At 66.9% G+C, this 23,924-nt stretch carries 25 protein-coding genes and 1 pseudogene; 9 read left to right on the top strand and 17 right to left on the bottom strand.

The window, feature by feature from the left end:
* Positions 1-10: 10 nt before the first annotated feature.
* The 5 genes from CupriaWKF_RS28295 to catA form a co-directional block, all read right to left on the bottom strand.
* Positions 11-796, bottom strand: a complete 786-nt coding sequence (locus CupriaWKF_RS28295; RefSeq protein ID WP_276101728.1) for a 1,6-dihydroxycyclohexa-2,4-diene-1-carboxylate dehydrogenase — start codon at positions 794-796, stop codon at positions 11-13.
* Between the two features lie 5 nt (positions 797-801).
* Positions 802-1,821: a benzoate 1,2-dioxygenase electron transfer component BenC gene (benC, locus tag CupriaWKF_RS28290; protein ID WP_276101727.1), complete on the bottom strand. Its 1,020-nt coding sequence runs from the start codon at positions 1,819-1,821 to the stop codon at positions 802-804.
* 24 nt (positions 1,822-1,845) lie between these two features.
* Entirely contained in the window at positions 1,846-2,337 is a 492-nt protein-coding gene (gene benB / locus CupriaWKF_RS28285) for a benzoate 1,2-dioxygenase small subunit (protein WP_276101726.1), read from the bottom strand.
* Complete coding sequence (gene benA / locus CupriaWKF_RS28280) at positions 2,334-3,731, bottom strand: benzoate 1,2-dioxygenase large subunit (protein ID WP_276101725.1); 1,398 nt, start codon at positions 3,729-3,731, stop codon at positions 2,334-2,336. The genes benB and benA overlap by 4 nt, the downstream gene beginning before the upstream one ends.
* An 85-nt stretch (positions 3,732-3,816) precedes the next feature.
* Complete coding sequence (gene catA, locus CupriaWKF_RS28275; RefSeq protein ID WP_276101724.1) at positions 3,817-4,740, bottom strand: catechol 1,2-dioxygenase; 924 nt, start codon at positions 4,738-4,740, stop codon at positions 3,817-3,819.
* A 169-nt stretch (positions 4,741-4,909) separates the two neighbouring features.
* On the opposite strand from catA, the gene CupriaWKF_RS28270 reads away from it, so the two are divergent.
* Complete coding sequence (locus CupriaWKF_RS28270; protein ID WP_276103258.1) at positions 4,910-5,827, top strand: LysR family transcriptional regulator; 918 nt, start codon at positions 4,910-4,912, stop codon at positions 5,825-5,827.
* 136 nt (positions 5,828-5,963) lie between these two features.
* Complete coding sequence (locus tag CupriaWKF_RS28265; protein ID WP_276101723.1) at positions 5,964-7,088, top strand: muconate/chloromuconate family cycloisomerase; 1,125 nt, start codon at positions 5,964-5,966, stop codon at positions 7,086-7,088.
* Between the two features lie 97 nt (positions 7,089-7,185).
* Here CupriaWKF_RS28265 and CupriaWKF_RS28260 read toward each other — a convergent pair whose 3' ends face one another.
* The 3 genes from CupriaWKF_RS28260 to CupriaWKF_RS28250 all read right to left on the bottom strand — a co-directional run bounded on the left by CupriaWKF_RS28260 (position 7,186) and on the right by CupriaWKF_RS28250 (position 9,472).
* Positions 7,186-8,271, bottom strand: coding sequence for an ionic transporter y4hA (locus tag CupriaWKF_RS28260; protein ID WP_276101721.1), 1,086 nt, complete (start codon positions 8,269-8,271; stop codon positions 7,186-7,188).
* A 204-nt stretch (positions 8,272-8,475) separates the two neighbouring features.
* Entirely contained in the window at positions 8,476-8,634 is a 159-nt protein-coding gene (locus tag CupriaWKF_RS28255; RefSeq protein ID WP_276101720.1) for a hypothetical protein, read from the bottom strand.
* Positions 8,635-9,082: 448 nt separating this feature from the next.
* Positions 9,083-9,472 (bottom strand): NUDIX hydrolase, encoded by a 390-nt coding sequence (locus CupriaWKF_RS28250; RefSeq protein ID WP_276101719.1) that lies wholly within the window; start codon positions 9,470-9,472, stop codon positions 9,083-9,085.
* A gap of 311 nt (positions 9,473-9,783) precedes the next feature.
* Between CupriaWKF_RS28250 and CupriaWKF_RS28245 the strand changes: the two genes are divergently transcribed.
* The 3 genes from CupriaWKF_RS28245 (at position 9,784) to CupriaWKF_RS28235 (ending at position 13,032) form a co-directional block, all read left to right on the top strand.
* The gene (locus tag CupriaWKF_RS28245) at positions 9,784-10,362 is read left to right on the top strand and encodes a UdgX family uracil-DNA binding protein (protein WP_346348612.1); all 579 of its coding nucleotides are present in this window, start codon (positions 9,784-9,786) and stop codon (positions 10,360-10,362) included.
* A gap of 373 nt (positions 10,363-10,735) precedes the next feature.
* Positions 10,736-11,737 (top strand): glycosyltransferase family 9 protein, encoded by a 1,002-nt coding sequence (locus CupriaWKF_RS28240; protein ID WP_276103256.1) that lies wholly within the window; start codon positions 10,736-10,738, stop codon positions 11,735-11,737.
* A gap of 191 nt (positions 11,738-11,928) precedes the next feature.
* Positions 11,929-13,032: a flavodoxin family protein gene (locus CupriaWKF_RS28235; protein WP_276101716.1), complete on the top strand. Its 1,104-nt coding sequence runs from the start codon at positions 11,929-11,931 to the stop codon at positions 13,030-13,032.
* Positions 13,033-13,055: 23 nt separating this feature from the next.
* Here the strand turns inward: CupriaWKF_RS28235 and CupriaWKF_RS28230 are convergent, their stop codons facing one another.
* The 4 genes from CupriaWKF_RS28230 to CupriaWKF_RS28215 all read right to left on the bottom strand — a co-directional run bounded on the left by CupriaWKF_RS28230 (position 13,056) and on the right by CupriaWKF_RS28215 (position 15,458).
* Entirely contained in the window at positions 13,056-13,301 is a 246-nt protein-coding gene (locus CupriaWKF_RS28230; protein WP_276101715.1) for a DUF2188 domain-containing protein, read from the bottom strand.
* A 201-nt stretch (positions 13,302-13,502) separates the two neighbouring features.
* Complete coding sequence (locus tag CupriaWKF_RS28225) at positions 13,503-14,126, bottom strand: ParB/Srx family N-terminal domain-containing protein (RefSeq protein ID WP_276101714.1); 624 nt, start codon at positions 14,124-14,126, stop codon at positions 13,503-13,505.
* Positions 14,119-14,526: a hypothetical protein gene (locus tag CupriaWKF_RS28220; protein WP_276101713.1), complete on the bottom strand. Its 408-nt coding sequence runs from the start codon at positions 14,524-14,526 to the stop codon at positions 14,119-14,121. The genes CupriaWKF_RS28225 and CupriaWKF_RS28220 overlap by 8 nt, the downstream gene beginning before the upstream one ends.
* A gap of 74 nt (positions 14,527-14,600) precedes the next feature.
* The gene (locus CupriaWKF_RS28215; protein WP_276101712.1) at positions 14,601-15,458 is read right to left on the bottom strand and encodes an SDR family oxidoreductase; all 858 of its coding nucleotides are present in this window, start codon (positions 15,456-15,458) and stop codon (positions 14,601-14,603) included.
* 283 nt (positions 15,459-15,741) lie between these two features.
* Here CupriaWKF_RS28215 and CupriaWKF_RS28210 point away from each other — a divergent pair, with 283 nt between their 5' ends.
* Together CupriaWKF_RS28210 and CupriaWKF_RS28205 are read left to right on the top strand one after the other, a co-directional pair.
* Positions 15,742-16,653 (top strand): BON domain-containing protein, encoded by a 912-nt coding sequence (locus CupriaWKF_RS28210; RefSeq protein WP_276101711.1) that lies wholly within the window; start codon positions 15,742-15,744, stop codon positions 16,651-16,653.
* 38 nt (positions 16,654-16,691) lie between these two features.
* Positions 16,692-17,324 (top strand): ParB-like protein, encoded by a 633-nt coding sequence (locus CupriaWKF_RS28205; protein ID WP_276101710.1) that lies wholly within the window; start codon positions 16,692-16,694, stop codon positions 17,322-17,324.
* A gap of 10 nt (positions 17,325-17,334) precedes the next feature.
* Here CupriaWKF_RS28205 and CupriaWKF_RS28200 read toward each other — a convergent pair whose 3' ends face one another.
* The 3 genes and pseudogenes from CupriaWKF_RS28200 to CupriaWKF_RS28190 form a co-directional block, all read right to left on the bottom strand.
* Complete coding sequence (locus CupriaWKF_RS28200) at positions 17,335-18,393, bottom strand: DNA topoisomerase IB (RefSeq protein ID WP_276103254.1); 1,059 nt, start codon at positions 18,391-18,393, stop codon at positions 17,335-17,337.
* A 244-nt stretch (positions 18,394-18,637) separates the two neighbouring features.
* A pseudogene (locus CupriaWKF_RS28195) lies at positions 18,638-19,216 on the bottom strand (isochorismatase family protein); the annotation flags it as partial.
* A 139-nt stretch (positions 19,217-19,355) separates the two neighbouring features.
* Complete coding sequence (locus tag CupriaWKF_RS28190) at positions 19,356-19,520, bottom strand: hypothetical protein (RefSeq protein WP_276101709.1); 165 nt, start codon at positions 19,518-19,520, stop codon at positions 19,356-19,358.
* Between the two features lie 719 nt (positions 19,521-20,239).
* Between CupriaWKF_RS28190 and CupriaWKF_RS28185 the strand changes: the two genes are divergently transcribed.
* Positions 20,240-21,904 carry an AMP-binding protein gene (locus tag CupriaWKF_RS28185; protein ID WP_276101708.1) on the top strand — a complete coding sequence of 555 codons (1,665 nt, stop codon included), beginning with the start codon at positions 20,240-20,242 and terminating at the stop codon, positions 21,902-21,904.
* A gap of 162 nt (positions 21,905-22,066) precedes the next feature.
* Positions 22,067-22,798, top strand: a complete 732-nt coding sequence (locus CupriaWKF_RS28180; protein WP_276101707.1) for a BON domain-containing protein — start codon at positions 22,067-22,069, stop codon at positions 22,796-22,798.
* A gap of 72 nt (positions 22,799-22,870) precedes the next feature.
* Here the strand turns inward: CupriaWKF_RS28180 and CupriaWKF_RS28175 are convergent, their stop codons facing one another.
* Together CupriaWKF_RS28175 and CupriaWKF_RS28170 are read right to left on the bottom strand one after the other, a co-directional pair.
* Positions 22,871-23,422 (bottom strand): hypothetical protein, encoded by a 552-nt coding sequence (locus tag CupriaWKF_RS28175; protein ID WP_276101706.1) that lies wholly within the window; start codon positions 23,420-23,422, stop codon positions 22,871-22,873.
* Positions 23,423-23,496: 74 nt separating this feature from the next.
* Positions 23,497-23,829 carry a DUF2322 family protein gene (locus tag CupriaWKF_RS28170; protein WP_276101705.1) on the bottom strand — a complete coding sequence of 111 codons (333 nt, stop codon included), beginning with the start codon at positions 23,827-23,829 and terminating at the stop codon, positions 23,497-23,499.
* Positions 23,830-23,924 lie beyond the last annotated feature (95 nt).

Below are 23,924 nucleotides of genomic sequence, written 5' to 3'. Positions count from 1 at the left end.
GCCGAAACCGTTATCCCAAATCTCCCCCACCCACAGGCAGCACAGTACCAGTGATATAGGAGGCCTCCTCAGACGCCAGGAACAAAATCACACCCACCTGTTCGTCGATAGTGCCATAGCGATGCATCAGGCTCGTGGCAATAGTCTGGTCGACAATCCCCTGATACCACGCTGCCTCCTGCGGCGTCTGTTCGGCCGTATTGCGCGGTATCCGGCGCGGCGGAGCTTCCGTGCCGCCGGTTGCCACCGCATTGACCCGGATGCCTTCACCGGCATGCTCGAACGCCAGGCTCGCGGTCAGCGCGTTGACGCCGCCCTTGGCCGCTGCGTACGGCACGCGGTAGATGCTGCGCGTGGCGATCGACGACACATTGACGATCGCGCCGTGGCGCCGTTCCACCATGCCCGGCAGCACCGCGCGGCAGCTCCACAGCGTCGGGAACAGCGAGCGGCGAATCTCGGCCTCGATCTGGTCTTCCTCGTAATGCTGGAACGGCTTGGCCCAGATCGTGCCGCCGACGTTGTTGATCAGCACATCCACGCGGCCATGGGCCGACAGCGCGGCGTCGACCATGGCTTTCGCGCCTGCATAGGTTTCCAGGTCGACGATCACGGCCGTCGCGCGCCCGTACTGCGCGCCGATTTCCGCGACCACCTCGTGGACAAGTTCCGAACGGTCCGCCAGTACCAGGGTGGCGCCTTCGGCGGCGGCGCGCAGCGCCACGCCACGGCCGATACCCTGTGCGGCGCCGGTGATGAGGACGATCTTTCCTTCAAAACGCTTGCGAGTTGTCATGACAGTCAGGCCGCGCTGCTGGCCGAGAATTTTTCATAGTAGAAGCCAGCCGGCTCTACACCGCTGTCCTTCAGCCAGTTGCGCACGGCGTCCACCATCGCCACCGGGCCGCACAGGTAGATGTCGACATCGCCGCCGTTGAGCCATTCGGTCTCCACGTGCTGCGTGACATAGCCCTTGCGCGCGTGGCTGCTCTCGGAACTGGCGACGCAGGTCCGGTATTCGAAGCCCGTCAGGTTCTGTGCCGCGCCGTCAATGCGCGGCAGCTCGACCAGGTCGATGTCGTTGGTGACGCCATAGACCATGCGCACCGGGTGCGGATTGCCGTTGGCGGCCAGTACGTCGAGCATCGACAGGAACGGTGCGATGCCGGTGCCGCCGGCCAGCAGCAGCACGGGGCGCTGCACCGGGCGCAGGTAGAAACTGCCGTACGGGCCCGAGAAGGCAATACGCTGGCCGGGTTGCGCGTCCTTCGTCAGGTAGCTGCTCATGCGGCCATCCGGCACGTTGCGCACCACAAAGCCGGTGCGCGCCGCGCCCGGTGCGGAGCTGAACGAGTAGGAGCGCGTCAGGCCGCTGCCCGGGATCTCCACGTTGACATACTGCCCCGGCAGGAAGTCCAGCGCGCCGGCATTGTCCAGGTCGATCGAGAAGCCGATGGTGGAGTCGGACAGCTTATCGACGCTGGCAATGGCGCCTTCGAACTTGGTGACGCCGGTCTTGCACGCCGTCGACGAGGCCGCCACGCGGATCACGCAATCCGAACGCGGGCGCGTCTGGCAGGCCAGCACATAGCCCTGCGACGCTTCTTCCGGGGTCAGCGCGTCTTCGATGTAGCTGGATTCCGGCAGGTCATAGCTGCCCGATTCGCACAGGCCGCGGCAGGTGCCGCAGGCGCCGTCGCGGCAGTCCAGCGGGATGTTGATCTTCTGGCGATAAGCGGCATCCGAGAGGGTTTCGTTTTCCCCGCAGGTGATGAAGCGGGTGACGCCGTCCTCGAACTGCAGTGCGATCGTGTGTTCCATGGCCTTGTCCTCCAGCCTGGTGAATCAGATGTGATAGATGTCGATGACCTGGTTGATGTAGTCGTTCTTCAGCACGACATACTTGTCCAGGATCTGCGCTTGCCCGCCGGCGAAGTCGATCACATAGCGCGACATGCCGAAGTAGCTGTAGTTGGTCTGGTAGCGGTGCGCCAGCGTGTGCCAGTTGAAGCGTACGGTCAGCTTGTCGCCGTCGCGTTCCATGATCTCGACGTTGCTGAGGTTGTGGCTCGTGCGCGTGTCGGGGATCGTGGCGCTCGAGCGCTCGGTCTTGATGCGGAAGACGCGGTCTTCCAGGCCCTGGCGGCTCGGGTAGAAGATCAGCGAGATCTCGTGCTGCGGGTCGGTGATGAGCTGGCCGTCATCATCCCAGCACGGCATCCAGAATTGCGCCTCGGGGTGGTAGCAGGTCAGCCACTCGTCCCACTGCTCGTCGTCGAGCAGGCGGGCTTCGCGGTACAGGAACGCCTGGACGGCGGCGATGTCGATGGTGCTCATGCGGCGCTCCCGTTGCTGTCCTGCGTGTCTTGCGCGGCCATCGCCTTCTTCATGACGTCGAGCCAGTAGCGGTGCTGCACGGTGTAGAGTCCTTCATCTTCGGTGCGCAGGCCGCTCATGACCGGCTTCAGGCCGATGCGCTGCGCGGCTTCGTCCGCCCCTTCGATCCAGTGCTTGGCGCCGCGGCACATGTCGTTCCAGGCCAGCGCGCTGCCGTTGTAGCCTTGCTGGCAGGCACGGAATTCTTCCAGGTCATCCGGCGTGGCCATGCCGCTTACGTTGAAGAAGTCTTCGTACTGGCGGATGCGGCGCGCGCGCGCGTCGTCGGGCTCGCCCTTCGGCGCAATGCAGTAGATCGTGACTTCGGTCTTGTCGACCGACAGCGGGCGCAGCAGGCGGATCTGCGAGCCGAACTGGTCCATCAGGTACACGTTCGGGTACAGGCACAGGTTGCGCGAGTTCTGGATCATCCAGTCTGCGGTCTCTTCGCCGCAGCGCTCGGCGAATTCGGCGCGGCGGCTGAAGTTGGGCCGGTCTTCGGGGTTGGCCCAGCGCGTCCACAGCAGCATATGGCCGTGCTCGAACGCGTAGAAGCCGCCGCCTTGCTTGCCCCACTTGCCGGCATCCATGGCGCGGATCTTGTCCTCGCGCTCGTTCTGCTGCTTGCGGTGGTTGGTGGTCGCGGCGTAGTTCCAGTGCACGGCGGAGACGTGGTAGCCGTCGGCACCGTTCTCGGCCTGCAGCTTCCAGTTGCCTTCGAACGTATAGGTCGAAGAGCCACGCAGCACTTCCAGGCCGTCAGGCGACTGGTCGGCGATCATGTCGATGATGCGTGCGGCCTCGCCCAGGAATTCCTTGAGCGGAAGCACGTTCTCATTCAGGCTGCCAAACAGGAAGCCGCGGTAGTTCTCGAAGCGCGCCACCTTCTTCAGGTCGTGCGAGCCTTCCTTGTTGAAGCAGTCGGGGTAGCCGGCTTCCTCGGGGTCCTTCACCTTGAGCAGCTTGCCGCTGTTGTTGAAGGTCCAGCCGTGGAACGGGCAGGTGTAGGTGGCCTTGTTGCCGCGCTTGTGCCGGCACAGCATGGCGCCGCGGTGGCTGCACGCATTGATGAAGGCATTCAGCTCGCCCTGGCGGTTGCGGGCGATCACCACGGGCTGGCGGCCCATGTGGGTGGTGTAGTAGTCGTTGTTGTTCGGGATCTGGCTTTCATGCGCCAGGTAGATCCAGTTGCCCTCGAAGATGTGCTGCATCTCGAGTTCGAACAGGGCTTCGTCGGTGAACGCGCTACGGTGCAGGCGGTGGTCGCCGGTCTCGTGGTTCTCGACGAGGAACTGGTCGAGCGAGAGGCGCGGGCGTGCGGGGGCCGTGCCCCGGTCCACGTGGATGGGGATCATGGAATCGTCTCCTGATGCAATGTCTTGCGGCCCGTTGGTGGAACCGGACGGCCGTCCCCGGTGGTGCAGCCTGCGGCTGCCTGGCTTATGCGGCGGCGCGGGTGCGCTCGACTTCGGCCGGCGGCGCGTTGTCGCGTTCGGCGTTCAGGCGGAAGTCGAAGTCGATCGAGGCGAACGGCTTGTCCACGCCATGCTTGTCCAGCGCCGCGGCATCGCTCACACGCGTCACCGCCGGCACCAGGCCCTCACGGCTGGCGAAGGCGAAGTCGTCCCACAGGTATTCGTCGCCGTCGATGTTGATCTGCGTGGTCAGCTTGCGGTGGCCCGGCGCGGACACGAAGAAGTGGATGTGCGCGGGGCGGCGGCCGTGGCGGGCGAGCAGGTCCAGCAGGCGCTGCGTAGTGCCTTGCGGCGGGCAGCCGTAGCCCATCGGCACGTTGCTGCGGAACTGGTAGCGGCCCTGGTCGTCGGTGATGACCGTGCGGCGCAGGTTGAAGTGCGACTGGGTCTTGTCGAAGAACGAGTAATTGCCCAGCAGGTTGGCATGCCAGACTTCGACCTTCGCGCCGGGCAGCGGCTTGCCGGCGTCGTCATAGACGGTGCCCTGCATGAACAGCACTTCCCCCTTGCCGTCTTCGCTGCCGTCGTCCAGGCGGGCGAAGCCCTTGCTTTCCGGCGCGCCGGCCACGTACAGCGGGCCTTCGATGGTGCGCGGGGTGCCGCCCGAGATACCGGCCTTGGCGTCGGCCTCGTCGGCACGGACATCCAGGAAGCGTTCCAGTCCCAGCCCGGCCGCGAGCAGGCCGAGTTCCTGGCTGGCGCCGGCTTCGGCCATGTATTCGATGCCCTTCCACACTTCGCTCTGGCTCAGGTCCAGATCCTCGATCGCCTTGAACAGGTCCGTGGTCAGGCGCAGCACCACTTGCTGGACGCGCGGGTTGGGGATGCCCTGCGTGGCGGTATCGACGATGAATTGCTTTACCAGTGCTTCAATTTCAGCGTGCGTCATGTGTCTGCTCCGGGGGATTGTCGTTGTATCCAATGGCATCGAACGGTCGGTCAGATAATGCGTTTGGGGTATCAAGACTTGCCGTTCGACTTGGTACGGAGCATAGTTGTGGGGATTTTTGGCGTCCAACACCGATTTAGTATCTTTTTTATACCTCCAGGGTATGACCATAGAATTGAGGCACTTACGCTACTTCGTCGCCGTCGCGGAGGAGCGCAACTTCACCCGGGCGGCGGAGCGCCTGCATATCGCACAGCCGCCGCTGAGCCGCCAGATCCAGCAGCTCGAGGAGGTGCTGGGCGTGCAGCTGTTCGAGCGCAATACGCGCCCGCTGCGCCTGACCGACACCGGCCGCTTCTTCTACACGCACGCGCTGCAACTGCTGGCGCAGACCTCCGAGCTGGAGGCGATGACGCGGCGCGTGGCCAAGATCGAACGCAAGATGTCGGTGGGCTTTGTCGGCTCGACGCTGTACGGCATGCTGCCGCGGATCATCCGGCGCTTTCGCACCGAACACCCCGACATCGAGATGAGCCTGCACGAGATGTCGACCATGGACCAGATCAAGGCGCTCAAGGACGGGCGGATCGATGTGGGCTTCGGCCGCATCCGCCACGACGACCCGGCCGTGCGCCGCGTGGTGCTGCGCGAGGAGCGCATGATCGTGGCGCTGCCGCTTGGCCACCACCTCGCGACCGGGCATGCCACCTTGTCCTTGCATGACCTTGTGGAGGAATCTCTGATCATCTTCCCGAAGGCGCCGCGGCCGAGCTTTGCGGACCAGGTGCTGGCGGCATTCCACGATCGCGCGCTCAAGCCGCGCCGGCTGCATGAGGTGCGCGAGTTGCAGATTGCGCTAGGGCTCGTGGCGATGGGCGAGGGCATCTCCGTGGTGCCGAGCAGCGTGTACGGGCTCAAGCGCGACGATGTCAGCTATGTCGAACTCGATGATCCGAGCCTGGTCTCGCCGATCATCATGAGCATGCGCATGCTCGACGAGTCGGAGGACCTGCGCGAGATGCAGGCCATGATCTACCGGCTCTACGAGGAATTGGGCATTCCCTACAATCCGCCCGGCCATGAGTGAGCGGGCTGCGCGGGACCCATCCGTCATTTGCTCCGTGCCATACCTAAAGGGTATGCGTTGAGACGTCATCGGTCTTGGACAGCAGAAAATCAGGCTCCCATACTTTCGCATACGACATTCACTGTATCGAGAAGGTATGACAACCACGATCACCTCGGTCGAAGCCATCCTGGTCGACCTGCCCACCATCCGGGCCCATCAACTGGCCATGGCCACCATGCAGCAGCAGACGCTGGTGATCGTGCGGCTGCGCTGCAGCGACGGCATCGAGGGCATCGGCGAGGCCACCACCATCGGCGGCCTGTCGTATGGCGACGAGAGCCCGGAAGGCATCAAGCTGACCATCGACACCTACCTGGCGCCGGCGCTGGCCGGTGAAGACGCTACCAATGTCCATGCCGCGATGGCGCGCCTGAACAAGGTTGCGCGCGGCAACCGCTTTGCGAAGTCCGCGCTGGAGACCGCGCTGCTCGACGCGCAGGGCAAGCGGCTGGGCGTGCCGCTTGCGACGCTGCTGGGCGGCGCGGTGCGCACCACGCTGCCGGTGCTGTGGACGCTGGCCAGCGGCGATACCGCGAAGGACATCGACGAAGCCGAGCGCCTGCTGGCCGAGCGCCGCCACAACACGTTCAAGCTCAAGATCGGCCGGCGCAGCGTGCGCGACGACGTGGCGCACGTATCGGCGATCAAGCGCGCGCTCGGCGACCGCGCGCGCGTGACCGTGGACATCAACCAGGCCTGGAACGAGGCCGATGCCGCCGGAGGCATCGCCATGCTCGAAGCCGCGGGCATCGACCTGATCGAGCAGCCCACGCCGCGCGAGCAGCGCACGGCGCTGGCGCGGCTGGCAGCACGCTTCGTGGTGCCGGTCATGGCGGACGAGGCGGTGTGCGGTCCCGAGGATGCGATGGAACTGGCGCGTATCGGCGGTGCCGACGTGTTCGCGCTGAAGATTGCCAAGTCGGGCGGCATCTTCGGCATGCTGCGCACGGCCGCCGTGGGCGATGCCGCGGGCATTGCGCTGTATGGCGGAACGATGCTGGAGGGCAGCGTGGGGACCATTGCTGCCGCACATGGCTTCTGCACGTTGCCGCAGCTGGCGTGGGGCACGGAGTTGTTCGGGCCGCTGCTGCTGAAGGACGACATCGTGGTCGAGCGGCCCACCTATCGCGACTTCAGCCTGCACCTGCCTGAAGGCCCGGGGCTGGGGCTTGCGCTCGATGAAGACAAGCTCGCGTGCTATCGGCGGGATTGCTTGTAAGAGTGGGGGTCTTTGCTGGAATTGGGGGATGAGTGGCTCGTCGTGCTTGGCAGGCGCCCGCCAAGAACGACAACCTAATCACCACCCCAGCCTCCCCTCAGGGCACCACCGACAGGAACAGATAGGCCGCCAGGATCACCAAGTGCACCACGCCCTGCAGGATGGTTGTCCGTCCCCGACCCAGCGTGAGCGACGACACAATCAGCGTCAGCATCAACAGCACCGTTTCCTTCGGTCCAAGCCCCAATTCCAGCGGCTGGTCGATCCAGATAAAGACCGCGGCGACCGACGGAATGGTCAGGCCAATGCTGGCCAGCGCCGAGCCGAGAGCAAGGTTCAGGCTGGTCTGGATGCGGTCGGCGCGCGCTGCGCGCAGCGCCGCCAGTCCCTCGGGCAACAGCACCGTGGCGGCGATGATGATGCCGACCACTGCCGCCGGCGCGCCCGCGCGCAGCACGGCAGCCTCTACGGAAGGCGACAGCAGCTTGGCCAGGCCGACCACCAGCACCAGGCAGACCACCAGCAGCAGCCCGCTGACGGTGGCCACGCGCACCGGCGGCGGCGGGGCATGGTCATCTTCGTCCGAGCTGCCCTCGGCCAGGAAATAGTCGCGGTGGCGCACGGTCTGCACGAACACGAAAGAACCATACAGCACGAGCGACATCACGCCGGCAAAGCCGAGCTGCGCGGGCGTCAGCACCGGGCCCGGCGAACTGCTGGTGTAGTTGGGCAGCACCATGGTGAGGACAAGCAGGGCTGCCAGCACCGCCATGGCGGCATTGGCGCCCGGTGCCTGGAACGCCTGCTCGCGATGGTGCAGGCCGCCGACGAACAGGCATAGTCCGACAATCCCGTTGCAGATCAGCATGACCGCGGCGAACACCGTGTCGCGTGCCAGGCCCGCCTTTTCGGGCCCTGACGACAGCATCACCGAGACGATCAGCGCCACTTCGATCACCGTCACCGCAATGGCCAGCACGAGCGTGCCGAACGGCTCGCCGACCCTGTGCGCCACCACTTCCGCGTGGTGGACCGCGGCGAACACCGCGCCGGCCAGCGCCGGCGCCATCAGCATGATCAGCCAACCCTGTCCGGGCAGGCCAAGGCCGGCGGCGAGGATCGCCGCCGCGGCAAGCGGGGCCCACACGGTCCACGCCGGCAGCTTGTTGGAAGTCAGTGCCATCCCTGTTTCTCCTTTCTTGTTTTGGTGCCGCAGGACGGGCGGCAGGAGACGCGCAGGGGATCAGCCCGGCACGAAGCAGAAGGGCGATCCCTCAGGGCAGCCAGCCGCAGCGGCAGTGGTAAGGCAAGTGTATTGACTATCAGTTCCAGAAAATTGCGCGAAATTGGGCGAATTTCATAACGATTGTGCGCGAATTCTGGGGAATCAGTCCTCCGGTGCGGAGGTTTTCTGTTTTTCGTGGCGATCTGGCGGCAGCCGGAAATCGCGCAAGGCGGGATCGTTGCGGGAGATCCAGCGGGCGGCTGCGAGCAAGGCAATCAGGCAGGCGAGAAAATACACGCCGTAAGCGACGACTTTCTGCATTCTTGACCCTGTAGGTTCGGCTCTGATGGCCGGTAAGGGCGGCAGTATGCGGAGCATTCGTTACGCCGGACACCCTCTTTAGGTAGGGAATAAAGAGGGCGCAGGCAGCGGGAATTCGCGTCGCGCGAACCGGCGGCGAGGTGTGGCAGGGGGGTACGCTCTGAACGAAAAAAATCCACGGAATTGGCATTTCCGTGAAACCTGGCAGATATAAAGAAGCCCTCGGCCGGGGTGGTCGAGGGCTCTAAGTGGTTGGGGCGTACCCGTTAGCCGCCCCGTCATCGAGTGTACGCGCGAACCGCCGCCAGGCAGGGACGAATCCACAGAGTGTCGCGCCGCGGCGACGGCGGGCGGTGCTCATGGACGCAGGTATCGTCCGCGCGCCACTTTCCCGGCGAATACGTGCTGTGCGCGCGATCTGCGAGGTGCCGGAGCGGATACACGCGCGTCATGAGCTGCGTTGTACCTTGCTGAAAAACTGCGACACGATTTGCCGCGTCGTTGTGCTGGTTTCGATGTCGCCAAGCTTGTGGTGCGAGAGCCATTGCAGGGACTTGATCTCATGACCAGCTTTGGGCCGCGCGGAGCTGGCGATGGCAGCGGTGAAGACGTGGTGCACCGTGGTTGCGCCGATGAACTGGAAAACGCCCACCAGTGCCTTGGTCTCCAGTGACGTTTCCTGCTGCAGTTCGCGCCGCGCCGTTTCCTCGGGCGATTCCTGCTTGCCCGGGCGGCCCCCGGGCAGTGCCCATCGCACGCCATCCTTCGATACAAGCAGCACGCGATCGTCCCGGATGCAGACGACAGTGGCCCTGACCTTCGGTTTCAGCTGTTGCATGTCAGCTCCCTGCAAAGATCCGCGGCGATGTCGCCGGCCAAGAAGTATGGCGCCGTTGGGTGCGGCCTGTCCCTGATGCGATCCCCCCGCCAGCTGCGTGTGGCATGGCTGACAGCGGCGGGGCACACGATGGTACTCGCGTGTGGCCGACAATTGTCAACCGGCAATCGGCACCGAGCATCGGTCATGCCAGCCCCGCGCTGGCCGCGCGGCAGGGGCCGGCATGCATCTTGAATCGGTTCGGGACACGTTTTCCAGCCTGTGCCCTGATGCCACGTCGCTCCTCCTCCTCCTCCTCCTCCGCCAACACCGTGCCGGATCGCCCCCAGCTCAATGCCTGCCGACGCTGTCCTTTGTGGCACGACGCCACGCAGGGCGTGCCGGGGACGGGGCCGCTCAGCGCGAAGCTCATGCTCGTCGGCGAACAGCCCGGCAACGAAGAGGACCTGCAGGGCGAGCCCTTTGTCGGCCCCGCGGGCCACCTGCTCGGCGAGGCGCTCGCGCGCGCCGGGCTCCAGCGCGAGGACGTTTACCTGACCAATGCCGTCAAGCACTTCAAGTTCCAGTTGCGCGGCAAGCGCCGTTTGCACAAGACCCCCGGACAGCTCGAGATCGAAGCGTGCGGCTTGTGGCTCGAACAGGAGATCCGCGCGGTCGGGCCCGCTGTCATCGTGGCGCTCGGCGCCACTGCGGCGGGCGCCGTGCTCGGCAGGAAGCGCGTGGCACTGGCGGCACTGCTGGACGCGCCGGTCGAGCAGGACGGGCACATGGTGGTCGCGACGTATCACCCGTCGTTCGTCCTGCGCCAGCGTACCGAGGAAGGACGCGACGCCGTGTTCGAGCGCATCGTGGCCAGCCTGCGCCAGGCCGTCCGCCTTGCCAGGCGGTAAAAATTTCCATGAGGGCGCGCAATTCCGCTTGCGGCTTGCCGCTTACGAAGCCTGGCTGCCCCGGCATTGCGCTTGCCACGGGCATGGTCATTGCGATCCTTCTCCTGCCTGGCATTTGCCACGGCAATGGAACGAACACAGGGAGACGCAGATTGCCACTCCCACGCAGCAAGCATTTCCGCGGGCGCCGCCTGCGCGGTGCGGTGGGTTTCCACACGAGGTTCCTATGAATGCGCCGCTCTTGTTGAGGAATGTGGTCACCGCCGAAGGCGGGGGAGAGGGCGCCGCACTACCCTCGCCGGTGGCGTTTCAGGCGCCGGACCAGACCGCGCATCGCCGCATCGCGGTGTTCCGCGCGCTGCAGCTTGGTGACATGCTGTGTGCCGTGCCGGCCCTGTGCGCGTTGCGCGAAGGCGAGCCGGGCGCGCATATCACGCTGATCGGCCTGCCCTGGGTGCATGACTTCGCCAGCCGCTTCGCCAGCCTGATCGACGATGTGCTGGTCTTCCCGGGCGCGCCGGGGTTTCCCGGACAGCCCGTGGACGAAGCGGCCCAGGCAGCCTTCCACACCGAGGCGCGCGCACGCCGGTTCGATCTGGCCATCCAGCTCCACGGCAGTGGCACGCTCAGCAATGACGTCGTGCGCCAACTGGGCGCGCGGGTCACCGCCGGATTTTGCCCGACCGCGGCGCAGGCTGGCATGGCGGGCGAAACCGAGCGGCTCATTCCGTGGCCCGGCGGCAACGAGATCGAACGCCTGCTGGCGCTGATGCGCGCACTGGGTTATCCGCACGTCGATCCGCACCTGGCGTTTCCGCTGCGGCCACAGGACCATGCCGGCTGGCAACAGATGGCCGAGCAGCACGGGCTGGTCGGCGGCGAGTACGTCTGCGTGCATCCCGGCGCGCGCATGCTGTCGCGCCGCTGGCCGGTCGAGCGCTTTGCCGACGTCGCGCTGCGGCTGCGCAAGCACTGGAAGGTCGTGGTCACGGGCGCCCCCGACGAGATGATTCTGACCCACCGGCTGTGCTCGCTGATCGGTGGCGATGTGGTCAACCTCACCGGCGCAACGTCGCTTGGCGATCTGGCGGCGCTGATTGCGCATGCGCGGCTGCTGCTGTGCAACGACACGGGACCATCGCACCTTGCGGCCGCGCTGGATACGCCGAGCGTGATCGTGTCGTGCGGTGGCGAAAGCGGACGGTGGGCGCCGCTGGACGCGACGCTGCACCATGTACTTGCCTCCCATCCGCCATGCCGCCCGTGTGGCTGGCAGAAATGCCCGTTCCGGCATGAATGCGCGACGGCGATCACGGTCGAGTCGGTCGAGGCTGCCGCGCTGGGCCTGGCATGCCGGGGCTATGACCATGCCTAGGCGACTGCGCATCCTGAGGTGGCACGTGCGCGGCAATTGCCTGTGCCTGTACTACCTGCCACAGGGTACGGAAGGTACGGAACTTGCGGCGTCCTCGGGATGCATGGATCGGTACGGCGCGGCTGGCGGGCTCACGGCTTCCAATGGACCATCACCAGGCTAGGGTTCGAACGCCCGTTGCCCTTACCACCATGGCCAACAAGGACAAGGCAAATCTCGACGCGGCGCACGACATACGCAAGGGACAGGTTGTCGAGTTCATGTCCCGCGAGGCATTCCGTGCACGCTTTCATGCCAGATACTTCGATCCGGCCTTCCGCAAGGAGGATGCGGCAATCGACCGCCTGGAAGCGATCGCATGGGATGCGTACCGCCAGGGCCGCAAGGCGCCTGTCACCGCAAAGGCGGGTGCCGGCGCGGCGGATCCGGACTACGACCTGTCCGTGGAGTGGCTGCAGGCCCGCGATGCCGTGCGCGAAGCCGCTCGCCGGCATGACGATCCCAACGGGCCGCCGCGCGTGCTGCTGGTGATCTGCGCCGCGCGCAATGACTTCACGTGTCCGGGCGAAGTGTCCAAGTCCTGGCGGCTCGCGATGCTGGCACGCGCCCGCATGGAGGCGACGGGGATCACGGTGGATACGCTCGACCTGAGCCTGCTGGCTTCCGATCCCGATCGGCATATTCACCCGTGCAAGGCCTGCGTATCGACCGCCATGCCGCTGTGCCACTGGCCTTGCAGCTGCTATCCCAACCATGCGCTGGGCCAGGTCAACGACTGGATGAACGAGATCTACCCACGGTGGGTGGCGGCCCATGGCGTACTGATCGTGACACCGACCTACTGGTACCAGGCGGCCAGCCCGCTCAAGCTGATGATGGACCGGCTGGTTTGCGCGGACGGCGGCAATCCCGACCCGAGCAGCACGCACGGCAAGAACGTGGCCCAGGCGAAGGCACTGGAGCTGAAGGGATGGGACTATCCCAAGCACCTGGCGGGACGTGTCTATGGATTGATCGTGCACGGGGACGTGGCAGGCGTCGAAGGCGTGCGCCGCGCGCTGGGCGACTGGCTTGGCTGGATGGGCCTGATCGATGCCGGGCCCTATGCGCAGCTCGACCGCTTCATCGGTTATTACTCGCCCTACGCCACCTCGCACCGCGCGCTCGACGAAGACCAGGGCGTGCAGCGCGAGGCCGGGAACGCCGCGGCCGCGTTGGCGCAGGCAGTCATGCTGCGCCGCGAGGGGAAGTTGCCGGCGGTGGGTTGTGACCTGGCCGCGCCGCGACCGAAGTAGGCGCAAGCTGCAAGTCGTTCCCGTCAGGCGATCTGTGGGACGGCGATCTGTGGGACGCTGCACCCGGCGAAGTCGATCTCGCTCTTTGCCTCGTTGGCTGCGTGGATCGTGAGCAGGGCACCTTCGGCCATCGCCATGCGGACGCCAGCGCTAATGGCATCAACCTGCGACGGGTAGTCGACAAGGCCGGCGCCCGGGGCATCCGATTGTACGGACCACTGGCCGGCCTCGGTCTGGAAGACCTGAACGGAACAACTTCGGCTGGACATGTAAGACACCTCCAATGCGAACCCATGGATGTGTTCTACATGCTCCGGATGCCTGCTGCCGTCCGCCGGGGTCCTACTTTTGCGTCATCGGAACGGACTGGTGGCCTGCCTTGTGGCGTCTGTTTCACAACATGGACAACATGGCGCCGGCCAGGTGCTGCCGGGGCTTCCCGCAGGGCCTGACAGCATGACGCTGGGCAACTACGCCGCGGCGGGGCCGCAGTAACCCGGCAGGCGCCGCGCGGCGCTGCTGCGTGCCAGCCGGATGGCCAGGGACAGGGCCAGCGCAAAGCCGCCGATCGTGCCCATGTCTTCCTCGACATGCTCCCTCAGGAAGCCGGCCCAGCGGAAGTCGCCCGCCGCATTGGGGGGCTTGCGATACGCGCCCGCCATGCGCGTGAACGCCGCCAGGCTGCGATAGGGATCGTCGCGCATGCCCATCACGCTGGCGGGAAGCGCCGCGACGCCGAGCCGATCGCCAAGTTCATTGTAGGGATGCACATAGCCGAGCGCATCCAGGCGCTTCCAGAAGGCCGAGGGCCCGAGTCCGCCCAGGTCGTGCAGGATGCGTACCGGCGCGCGGCGATAGCCCAGTTCCGACCACGCCCGGGCCCAGTGGTGATGATCGACGATGAACAGCGTGCCACCCGGTCCCGCGACTGTCTTGATACGGTGGCGGCGCAGGAAGCGGCGCAGCGCGGCGCCGCCGGCGTCCTGCTGCCGGCGCGTCACCGCCATCTTGTCGCGCATATGGATGTAGCCCAGCGTGAGCTGGGTGGGGCGCAGGCGGGCCAGTTCGGCGATTGCCTTGCCGCGCCTAGCCATGGCTGGCCCGCTGCGGGTCGACGAACTGCTCCAGTTCGCTGCCCGGGTCTTCGTTGCCGGTGCTCTCGCAGTCCAAGCATTCGTCCGCCAGGGCGTCACGGCGGCGCCCGTGCAGGGCGGGGTCGAAATCGGTCCAGCGGCCGCTGTCCCACGTGCCTTGCGTGCGGTCCAGGTCCAGGACGCCGGCTTCGCGCAGGACCTTGGCGGCAACCCCGGCGTTCGCCCGCCGCACGCAGGCCGCCAGCACGACGCGCGGCCGTACGCCGGCGTGGCGTGCCTCGGGCCCGGCGGCCGGGATGATCGAGACATCCCAGACGGAAAACCCGCGCGCGTACAGCGCCCGCGCCGCTTCCTCCGCGGCGGAGACGGTCTCGAACCGTCCGAATACGATCGGTGACATGAATGGTCTCCTGCTGAAATCGATAACCTGGCTCCTCGCACTGCGGCCATGCATCCTGGTGCGGGCGCTGGCCATCAGCCGTTCACCACTTCGCCGCCGTTGATATGCAGGATCTGCCCGGTGATATAGCTGGCCGCATCCGACGCCAGGAACACGAAGCCCGCGGCCACCTCGAACGGCTGCCCCGGCCGGCCCATGGGCGTCTTCTTGCCGAATTCCGCCACCTCTTCGGCGCTGAACGTGGACGGGATCAGCGGTGTCCAGATCGGCCCCGGCGCGACGCCATTGACGCGGATGCCGCGCCCGACGACCTGCAGCGCCAGCGAACGGGTGAACGAGACGATGGCGCCCTTGGTGGCCGAGTAATCGAGCAGGTGCGCGCTGCCGCGGTAAGCCGTGACCGAAGTGGTGTTGAGGATCGCCGCTCCCTTCTTCATATGCGGCAACAGCGCGCGTGTGAGATGGAACATGGCGAAGACGTTGGTGCGGAAAGTGGCTTCCACCTGCCCGGCGTCCACGTCTTCCAGCGACGGCTGGGGATGCTGCTCGGCCGCGTTGTTGACCAGGACGTCGAGCCTGCCATAGGTGTCGATCACGCGCGTGGCCACCGCATCGGCATGGCTTGCGTCGGCAAGGTCGCCCGCGAGCGACAGGCACTTGCGGCCCGCATCTTCCACGAGCCGGACCGTCTCGCGCGCATCGCCATGCTCGTTCAGGTAAGCGATCGCGACATCGGCGCCTTCGCGCGCGAAGGCCACGGCGACGGCGCGGCCGATGCCGCTGTCGCCGCCGGTTACCAGCGCGATCTTGCCGGCCAGGCGGGCGCTGCCCACATAGTCGTCGGCGCCGCTGTCCGGTTGCGGGTGCATCGCGCTCTCCAGGCCGGGCTGCCGGGACTGGTGTTGCGGGGGAAGCGCTTTGGGCCGGGACATGGCGTGCTCCTTGGCAGTGTTGCTTCGCTCGGCGTGGCGCAAGTTTCATGCCTCGGGCCGCGCCTGCATCACAGTGCGGCAGCTTTGACTCGCCGCCCGTAAGCCTTACATCGGCCTGGAAATCCTTACCGTGGCGCGTGCCAGGCGTGAAGGATGTACCTGTGCGCGGCTTCGCACGTCCACTCGCTTGCAACCGGGGCACGGTTCTTGCGCCTTGCTGGTACTCGATGTGCGGCCGCGCGCGGGGCGGAGCCCGCCGGGCCAGGACTGCAAGGAGGCAGACATGTTCAACTTCCGCAAGGGCCGCGGCAGCGGCAGCGAGGTCAGCGACTACGCGCGGCAGCAGCAAGCGCGCCGGGCCGCGCACGATGAAAGCCGGGGCAGCGGTTCAGAGGACTGGGGCCAGGAGTGGGGCGAGGACTGGCGCGGCGCGTCGTCGCGCGGCGACCGGGGCGAACAGGGCTACGGCGCCGCGGACATGGGCGGTCCGGGACATCCGTACAGCGGCGCCTACCGCGGATACCAGCCGTCTGCGCAAGGCAGCGGCTACCAGGCGCACGAGCAGGAGCAGGAGCAGCGGTCCCAACGGGGCCGGTGGGGCCAGACGGGCTACGACACGGGCAACTATGAGGGTAGCTTCGATCCGGGCGACGATGCGGGCCGCATGCAGGCCGGACACGGCGGACGGGCGATGCACTGGGACGAAGGCATGGCGCGCGACCGCGCACAGCGCGGCGGACAGCCGTCCTATGGCGGCGGCTATTTCGGCGATCCGCGCAGCGGCGGGCAGTCGTACAGTGGCGGCCAGCGCCTGTATCCAGACGACCGGGGCAGTCGCCCGGGCCGCGGCGGCATGTCGGGCGCGGTACGGCGTCCGGTTGGCCCCAAGGGCTATCGCCGTCCCGACGAACGGGTGCGCGAAGACGTGTGCGAACGGCTGGCAACGAACCCGTATGTCGATGTCTCCGATGTCTCGGTAGAAGTCTCCAATGGCGTCGTCATGCTCGAGGGCACGGTGATGGCGCGGCGCGAGAAATACGTCATCGAGGAGATCGCCGAAGCCGTATTCGGCGTGACGGATGTCGAGAACCGCCTGCGCGTGCAGCGCAACGAGGGCACGGAACGCGCGGGCCCGGTGGCAGGTCACCTGGAAGAAGGGGACACGTCGCCGGACCGCACGCTCAACAAGAGCTGATCACAGTCGCGGCGGCCTGGCCGCCGCGACTGCCGTCCATGCGCGAACCCCGGCTCCTGCGCAGCGGCGCCAAGCTGATGATGCCGCTCGACGCTCTGCATCCGACGCAGATCACGGTGGGCGCCTACCACGTTGCCCAGAAGGTGCACGTCACACGCCGGATACCGCCGGCGCGGCGGCCGGCATTTCTGGACCGGCATCGCGTGCATCTTGTCATCGGGCCGGAGCAGGTTCCCTACGTGGTCGATCATCACCACTGGGTCCGAGCCTGGCACGAGCTGGGCCTGACGCATGTGCCGGCCCTTGTCCGGCGCGACCTGAGCCGCCTTGGCGCGCGCGCGTTCTGGAAGTGGATGGTGGCGCAGCACATGGTCCATCCCTATGACGAGCAGGGCCGGCGCCGGCCCCTGAACGAGCTGCCCGCGTCGCTCCACGACATGCGCGACGACCCGTACCGCAGCCTCGAAGCTTTCGTCCAGCTGGCGGGCGGCTACCGGAAGGTCCGGCAGGCGTATCCCGATTTCAGGTGGGCCGACTTCTTCCGCCGGCATATCGAAGGCCCGCTCGATACGCCCGAGTCATTCGCGGCGGCGTTGGTGCGCGCGTTTCGCCTCGCCCAGGGCGCAAAGGCGCGCAACTTGCCGGGCTATATCGGGCGGTTGTCCTGCTAGCGGCCGCCGGTCAACCCGCGCCGGCCTTCTCCAGCAGCCTGAGCAGGCGTGCTTCGTCGGCGCGCAGGTGCGTGCGCACCTGGCCCGTGCCGGCGGCATCCGCGTCGCCCGCAAGGAAGGCGTCGACGACGGCGGGGTGGATATAGCACTGGCGGCAGACCGCGACGGTATTGCGCAGGCGCTGCGCCACGGTCCTGATGGCGTCGGCCACGGCCTTGCGGCGCCGGGCCTCGGTCCCGTCGGCTTCGCGCGCAGCCTTGCGCAGCAGCGCCAGCGCATGGACGCTGCCCGCCCAGGTGCGGAAATCCTTGGCCGTGAACTCGCCGCCAGTGACTTCGCGCAGGTAAGCATTGACGTCGGCGGAGCCGATCTCGCGCACTTCGCCGTCGCTGTCGACGTACTTGAACAGGCACTGGCCGGGCAGCTCGGCGCACGTGCGCACGACGCGCGCTACGCGCGGGTCATTGACCGACACGTCGTGAGTGATGCCGCTCTTGCCGGTGAACTGCAGCCGCAATTTGCTCCCGCGCACGGTGACATGACGCCGGCGCAGCGTGGTCAGGCCGTAGGTGCGGTTCTGCCGCGCGTAACGCGGCGAGCCGACGCGCACCAGCGTGGCGTCGAGCAGGCGGACCACGGCGGCAATGACCTTCTCGCGCGGCATGCCGTTGCGGCCGAGGTCGCGCTCGACGCGCCCGCGCAAGCGTGGCAGGGCCCGGCCGAAATCGGGAAGGCGCGCATACTTGTCGATGTCGCGCAGCGCGCTCCAGTCCGCGTGGTAGACGTACTGTTTGCGGCCGCGGGCATCGCGGCCCGTGGCCTGGAGGTGTCCACCAGCGTCGGCGCAGATCCAGACGGCCTCATAGGCGGGCGGAATGGCAAGCGCGGCAATGCGGGCGAGCGTGGCAGGGTCTTGCACGGGATTGCCGCGTGCGTCGGCATAGGTGAAGCCGCCGCCTCGGCGGCGCCGCGTGATCCCCGGCGCGTTGTCGTCGACGTAATGCAGTCCGGCAGCGTGCAAGGCGGCGCGCGCGCTCTCGCCTGCGCCACGGTCCACGCCACCGGGCATGGCTTCCTGCGCGCAGCTCCCTTCCGTTGCTCGCATCGCTCCTCTCCTTGTGCAGGCAAGGCGGCGCGCCGTGCGGTGCGCCGGACCATTTCATTCTAAGGAGCGGAGCGCCGATGTTCAGTGGATGCTGTCCTACACGGCCTGCGGGCATCTGCGTTTAGCGAGAACGCCGCGTTGCCGCGGTTCTTCTTCGCGCGGCAGGGCAACTGAGCGCGCCGCCGGATTTCAGCGGCGCGCCCGCGGATCAGTGCGCCGAGTCCAGGACCTCGCCGCTCTTCTGCACGTCTTGCGCCTTCATGTAGCTCTTGATCAGCAACTGATAGGCCGGGAAGATCTTGGTGTAGATCTCGGCCCATTGCATGGCATCTTCGCGATGCCACATGCGCTGGAGCTCGGAGGCGACTGCGGCCGTGTCCATCGGCACCACGCCGGCCTGGACCACACGCGCCAGGGTGATTTCCTGCGCCATCTTCGAGTAAGTGCCCGAGGCATCGATCACGGCAAAGACCTTGTAGCCGTCGGCCGCCGCGCTGATGGACGGGAAGGCCATGCAGACGCTGGTGATGGTGCCGGCAATGATCAGGGTCTTCTTGCCCGTGGCTTCGACGGCAGCCACGAAGTCGGGGTTGTCCCAGGCGTTGATCTCACCCTTGCGCGCCACGTACTTGGCGTGCGGCGCGTTCTCGTGGATCTCCGGAATCATCGGGCCGTTCGGGCCTTGCGGTACCGAGGCAGTGGTGATGACCGGCAGCCTGGACAACGTGGCCATCTTGGCCAGCGCAGCGGCACGCAGGCGCAGCTCCGGCATGGGCATGTCGCCCACAATGGAGAAAGCATAAAACTGGGTCGAATCGAGTTGTAGACGCCTGAATCCGTTATCAGAGTTCTATCAGCAGGACGCCGGGGCAGGGTGCCGAAGCATCGCGGCAATCCGTGATGGCGATGCCGGCACCCGGGTGGCTTCAGCGTGGTTGCAGGCGCCAGGTGCGCAGCATGGTGCCGAGGCGCTTCACGGCATGGCGCAGGCGTCCCGGGCGGGACAGCTCGCGCATGGCGCGCAGGCGGTCGGCGTCGTGCGCGGCGACGTCGGGGTGGCGGAAGTCAGGCAGCAGGATCGAGAACTTCATGGCAGAGGTCTCCGGTGGATTCCCGATCCGGCGCCAGGAGTCAGCAGTGTGGCGGCCGGTAGCGGGAGCTTGCGGGAACGGCGCGCGGGCAGGCCCCGTTGCGCGCCGGCTTCGGTAAGGGACTGCAAGGGTCGTCGGGCATGGAAGGCTCCGGTTCGGGTGGATCGGCGTGCGCCGCCGCGCGAGACGGCAAGGCTCGCCAATGGCGCACGTTTGCGGCCACGGGCGGCATGCGTGCGCGTGCCGGCGCTATGGCAAATCGGGCATGCGCGGAAGCTCGCGGCGCGAGCGGACCGGGGCATGCGATGCAAATTCGTGTGGTGCGGGAAAACGGGCCGCGGCGAATGCCGCGATCGATGCGCACCGTCAGGCGATACCTGCCAGACGGTGGCCCTGTGACGCACTGCTGGCGCAAGCTTCAGCGGCGCGGAGGGAAGCGGGTCTGGCGAGGGTTACCTGCTGTGTCCGTCAGGACAACTGGCTGAGTCCAATTGGAACCCCAAGGCGATAAACAGCGCGCAGTCTAGCCCTGCGGGCAGGATGCGTCAACCAGTCATGCCCCGCTGAAAGTGCTGTACGCCGCGCACATGGCAAAAAGCGTCAGCCGTGCTGGCGGAATCGGCTATTGCCGCATGCGGACCGCTCGAACACACTCGTCGGCCAGGCGGGTGCCTCGCCGCACCGCGCTGCAGAACAGCTATGACAAGGTTGGAGACACCATGCGCGACTACACCGAAGCCTTTGCCGGATTTTCCTACCAGGACACCGTCAGCCGCCAGCTGCACGGCAACCTGGATGCCATGAATGCCTGTGTGGAATGCTGCGACCGGCATGCGCTGCCGGGCCGCATTGCCTTGTTCTGGGAAGGACGCGACGGCAATTCGGAGACCTGGACGTTTGCGCAGATGCAGGCGCTCTCCGCCAGGGTGGCAGGCTTCCTGAAGGCGCAGGGGGTGCAGCCCGGCGATCGCGTGGCCGGCCTGCTGCCGCGCACGCCCGAGCTGCTGGCCACCATCCTCGGCACGTGGCGCGCCGGGGCGGTCTACCAGCCGTTGTTCACGGCGTTCGGGCCCAAGGCGATCGAGCACCGGCTCAATGCTTCGGGCGCGAAGCTGGTGGTGACCGACGGCGCCAACCGCGGCAAGCTTGACGATGTCGCCGGCTGCCCGCCGGTCGTCACCGTGGCGGGAGAGAAGGGCCGCGGCCTCGTGCGCGGCGATTTCAGCTTCTGGGCCGAAGTGGAGCGCCAGCCGGCGCAATTCGAGCCCGTCATGCGGCGTGGCGACGACCCGTTCCTGATGATGTTCACCTCGGGCACGACCGGCCCGGCCAAGCCGCTGCAGGTGCCGCTGAAGGCCATCGTAGCGTTCGCGGGCTATATGCGCGACGCGGTCGACCTGCGCGAGACCGACGCCTTCTGGAACCTGGCCGATCCGGGCTGGGCCTACGGCCTGTACTACGCGGTGACCGGGCCGCTCGCGCTGGGCCATCCGACCACGTTCTACGACGGCCCGTTCAGCGTCGAAAGCACGTGCCGTGTGATCCGGAAATACGGCATCACCAACCTGGCGGGGTCGCCCACGGCCTACCGGCTGCTGATCGCGGCCGGCAAGGCGGTGTCGGAACCGCTGCGCGGCCGGCTGCGCGCGGTCAGCAGCGCGGGCGAGCCGCTCAACCCCGAAGTCATCCGCTGGTTCGCCAATGAACTCGGTGTGACCATCCATGACCACTATGGGCAGACCGAGACCGGCATGGTGCTGTGCAATCACCATGCGCTGGCGCATACGGTGCGCATGGGCGCGGCCGGCTTTGCCAGCCCGGGCCATCGCGTGGTGGTGCTCGACGACGAGCACCGCGAGCTGCCCGCCGGCCAGCCGGGCACGCTGGCGCTGGATCTCACGCAGTCGCCGATGTGCTGGTTTCCCGGCTACCACGGCACGGCCACGCGCGCCTTTGTCGGCAACTACTACCTGACCGGCGATTCCGCCGAACTCAACGACGACGGCAGCATCAGCTTCATCGGCCGCGCCGACGACGTGATCACCACCTCGGGCTACCGGGTCGGGCCGTTCGACGTCGAGAGCGCGCTGATCGAGCACCCGGCCGTGGTGGAAACCGCCGTGATCGGCAAGCCCGATCCGGAGCGCACCGAGCTGATCAAGGCCTTTGTCGTGCTCGATCCGCAATACCGGCCTTCGCCGGAACTGGCCGAGGCATTGCGCCTGCATGTGCGCAATCGCCTGGCGGCCCACGCCTACCCGCGCGAAATCGAGTTCGTGGCCGAATTGCCCAAGACCCCGAGCGGCAAGGTGCAGCGCTTCATCCTGCGCAACCAGGAGGTGGCCAGGGCGCGCGAGGCCCAGGCCGGCGCCGCGGCGGCCTGAGCCCGCCAACGCGTCAGGAAGGCCGGCATACCGCTTCCTATAATGGGGAGGCGGAACCGGCCAGCTTCGGGTCATCGGCAGCGGGCAGGCGCCGCGCCAGGCGTGCCTGCAGGCAGAGGCACGCTCCTTCCCAGCTCCAGACCATCAGGCGAGGCAGACATCATGCAGAGTAGCGAAGCGGTGCTGACGCAGGCGCGCGCAGCATTGGCACATGTGCCTTATCAGGGTCACCACCTCCATCCCGAGATCCAGTTGCGGCTATCCGACGGCGCGGTGATCCTGGAGGGCGAGGTGGCGGACATTGTCGACAAGACCCGCGCGGCCGCCATGGTGCGGCGGGTGGATGGCGTGACCAGCGTGATCGACCACCTGCGCGTGGCCGACGGCGGCATGCACGTGGGTGACGGCGAGCTGCGCGACGCGGTCTGCGAACGCCTGCTCAACGCCATCGATTTCCGCAATTTCAAGATCTGTGCGAAGGTCAAGGGACAGATCGAGTCCATGCGCGAGGCCGTGGGCGAACGCAGCGGCTGGATCGAAGTGGCCGCCAGCAATGGCGTCGTCACGCTCAGTGGCCAGGTGATCAGCCTGTCGCACATGCGCCTGGCCGGCGTGCTGGCGTGGTGGTCGCGCGGTTGCCGCTGCGTCGTCAATGAACTGGTGGTGGCACCGGCCGAGACCGACCGCGACGACGAGATCACCGAGGCACTGATGCTCGTGCTCGAGACCGATCCGTTCGTCGACGCGGGCCGCATCAGCGTACGCACCGAGAACCGCGTGGTGACGCTCGAAGGCTATGCGGCGACCGACTACGCGCGCAAGCAGATCGAGCGCGATGCCTGGTATGTGCACGGCGTGGAGAACGTCGTCAACCACATCGCACTACGCAGCTGAGCGACGGGTTCCTGCCTGATTGCAGCGCTGTCCGCGCGGGCGGCTCCTAACGTTAAGGGCCGCCCGCGCCGGCTACAGCGGCGCAGGCTGTTTCGGGGCCGGTGCGGCTGGTGTCGCAGGCTTCGTCTCGGCGGGCGTTCCGCTATACGCGAAGTACTTCGCCTTGGCCCCCTTGGCCCAGTACGCGACGGTGAAATGCTTGCCGTCGCGGGCGTAAAGCAATTCAAGGCTGCCGTTGGCCGCCGCCCATTCGGCATAGCCGTTTTCGGCATTGGCCTCTGTCTTGCGCCTGGACTCGTAGCGCGCGTCGAGCTTGCTGGTGACGTCCTGCAGCGCCGTGCGCTCGAACGTCAGGCTGACCAGCGCCACGGTGTCTTGGGCATCGCAGTTGACGATCGCCCGGCTCAGCCCCGGCAGGTTGAAGCGTTCGAGATTCCGGATCTCGATGGCGTCGCCGCCAGCCCATTGCGCCTTGCCGGTCGTCAAGCGGTTCGGGCCCGGCGTCAGCCGCGCACAGCGGGTCTTGCCGAGTTCCAGCCCGAGCGGCGCCGCCAGGTTGCCCGGCGGCTCGGCGTGGGCGATGGACGCGCACAGCGCGGCGGCGAACAGGAAAACCTTCTTCATTTGGGGGAATTCTCCGGGCGGGATCTGGAGAGGCTTACGGCGTATCGGTGCGGTCACTTGATAGCTGGCCGGCTTCAGGCCCTGGCGACCACGCTGATGCGCAGCGCCGGCGCGCCGGCGGCGAGCGCCAGCAGGCGGTCGACGTTCGGGTGTGCGCCGGGGCGGTTGCGGGCATCGGCCGTGTGTTCGGCGAACAGTGCCAGGCCATATTCTGCCGCCCTGGCATCCAGCGTGCCGAAGGTTTGCTGCAGGTAGTGATACACGGCCAGCGAGCCCTGCTTGCCCGGCAGGTTCTCGATGCTCGCCGCGACCGCGCCGTTGCCGTCGATCAGGTCGATGCGCGCGACGGCGTCGATTGCGGGCATCTGGGCGAGGTTGTCCTTGAATACAGGGGTGGGCTGGATCACTGAAGCACTCCGTTGGTGGGGTAAAACGGGGCGTATCTTATCCGATCGCAGGCGCGGCCCGGAAGCAGGACGGATCTCCGTGTCCCCGGGGGACG

Origin of the sequence: Cupriavidus sp. WKF15, assembly GCF_029278605.1 — a bacterium.
Classification (GTDB): Bacteria; Pseudomonadota; Gammaproteobacteria; order Burkholderiales; family Burkholderiaceae; genus Cupriavidus.
Note: the sequence above shows the minus strand (reverse complement) of the source record. Positions and strands in the feature narration are given on the sequence as shown.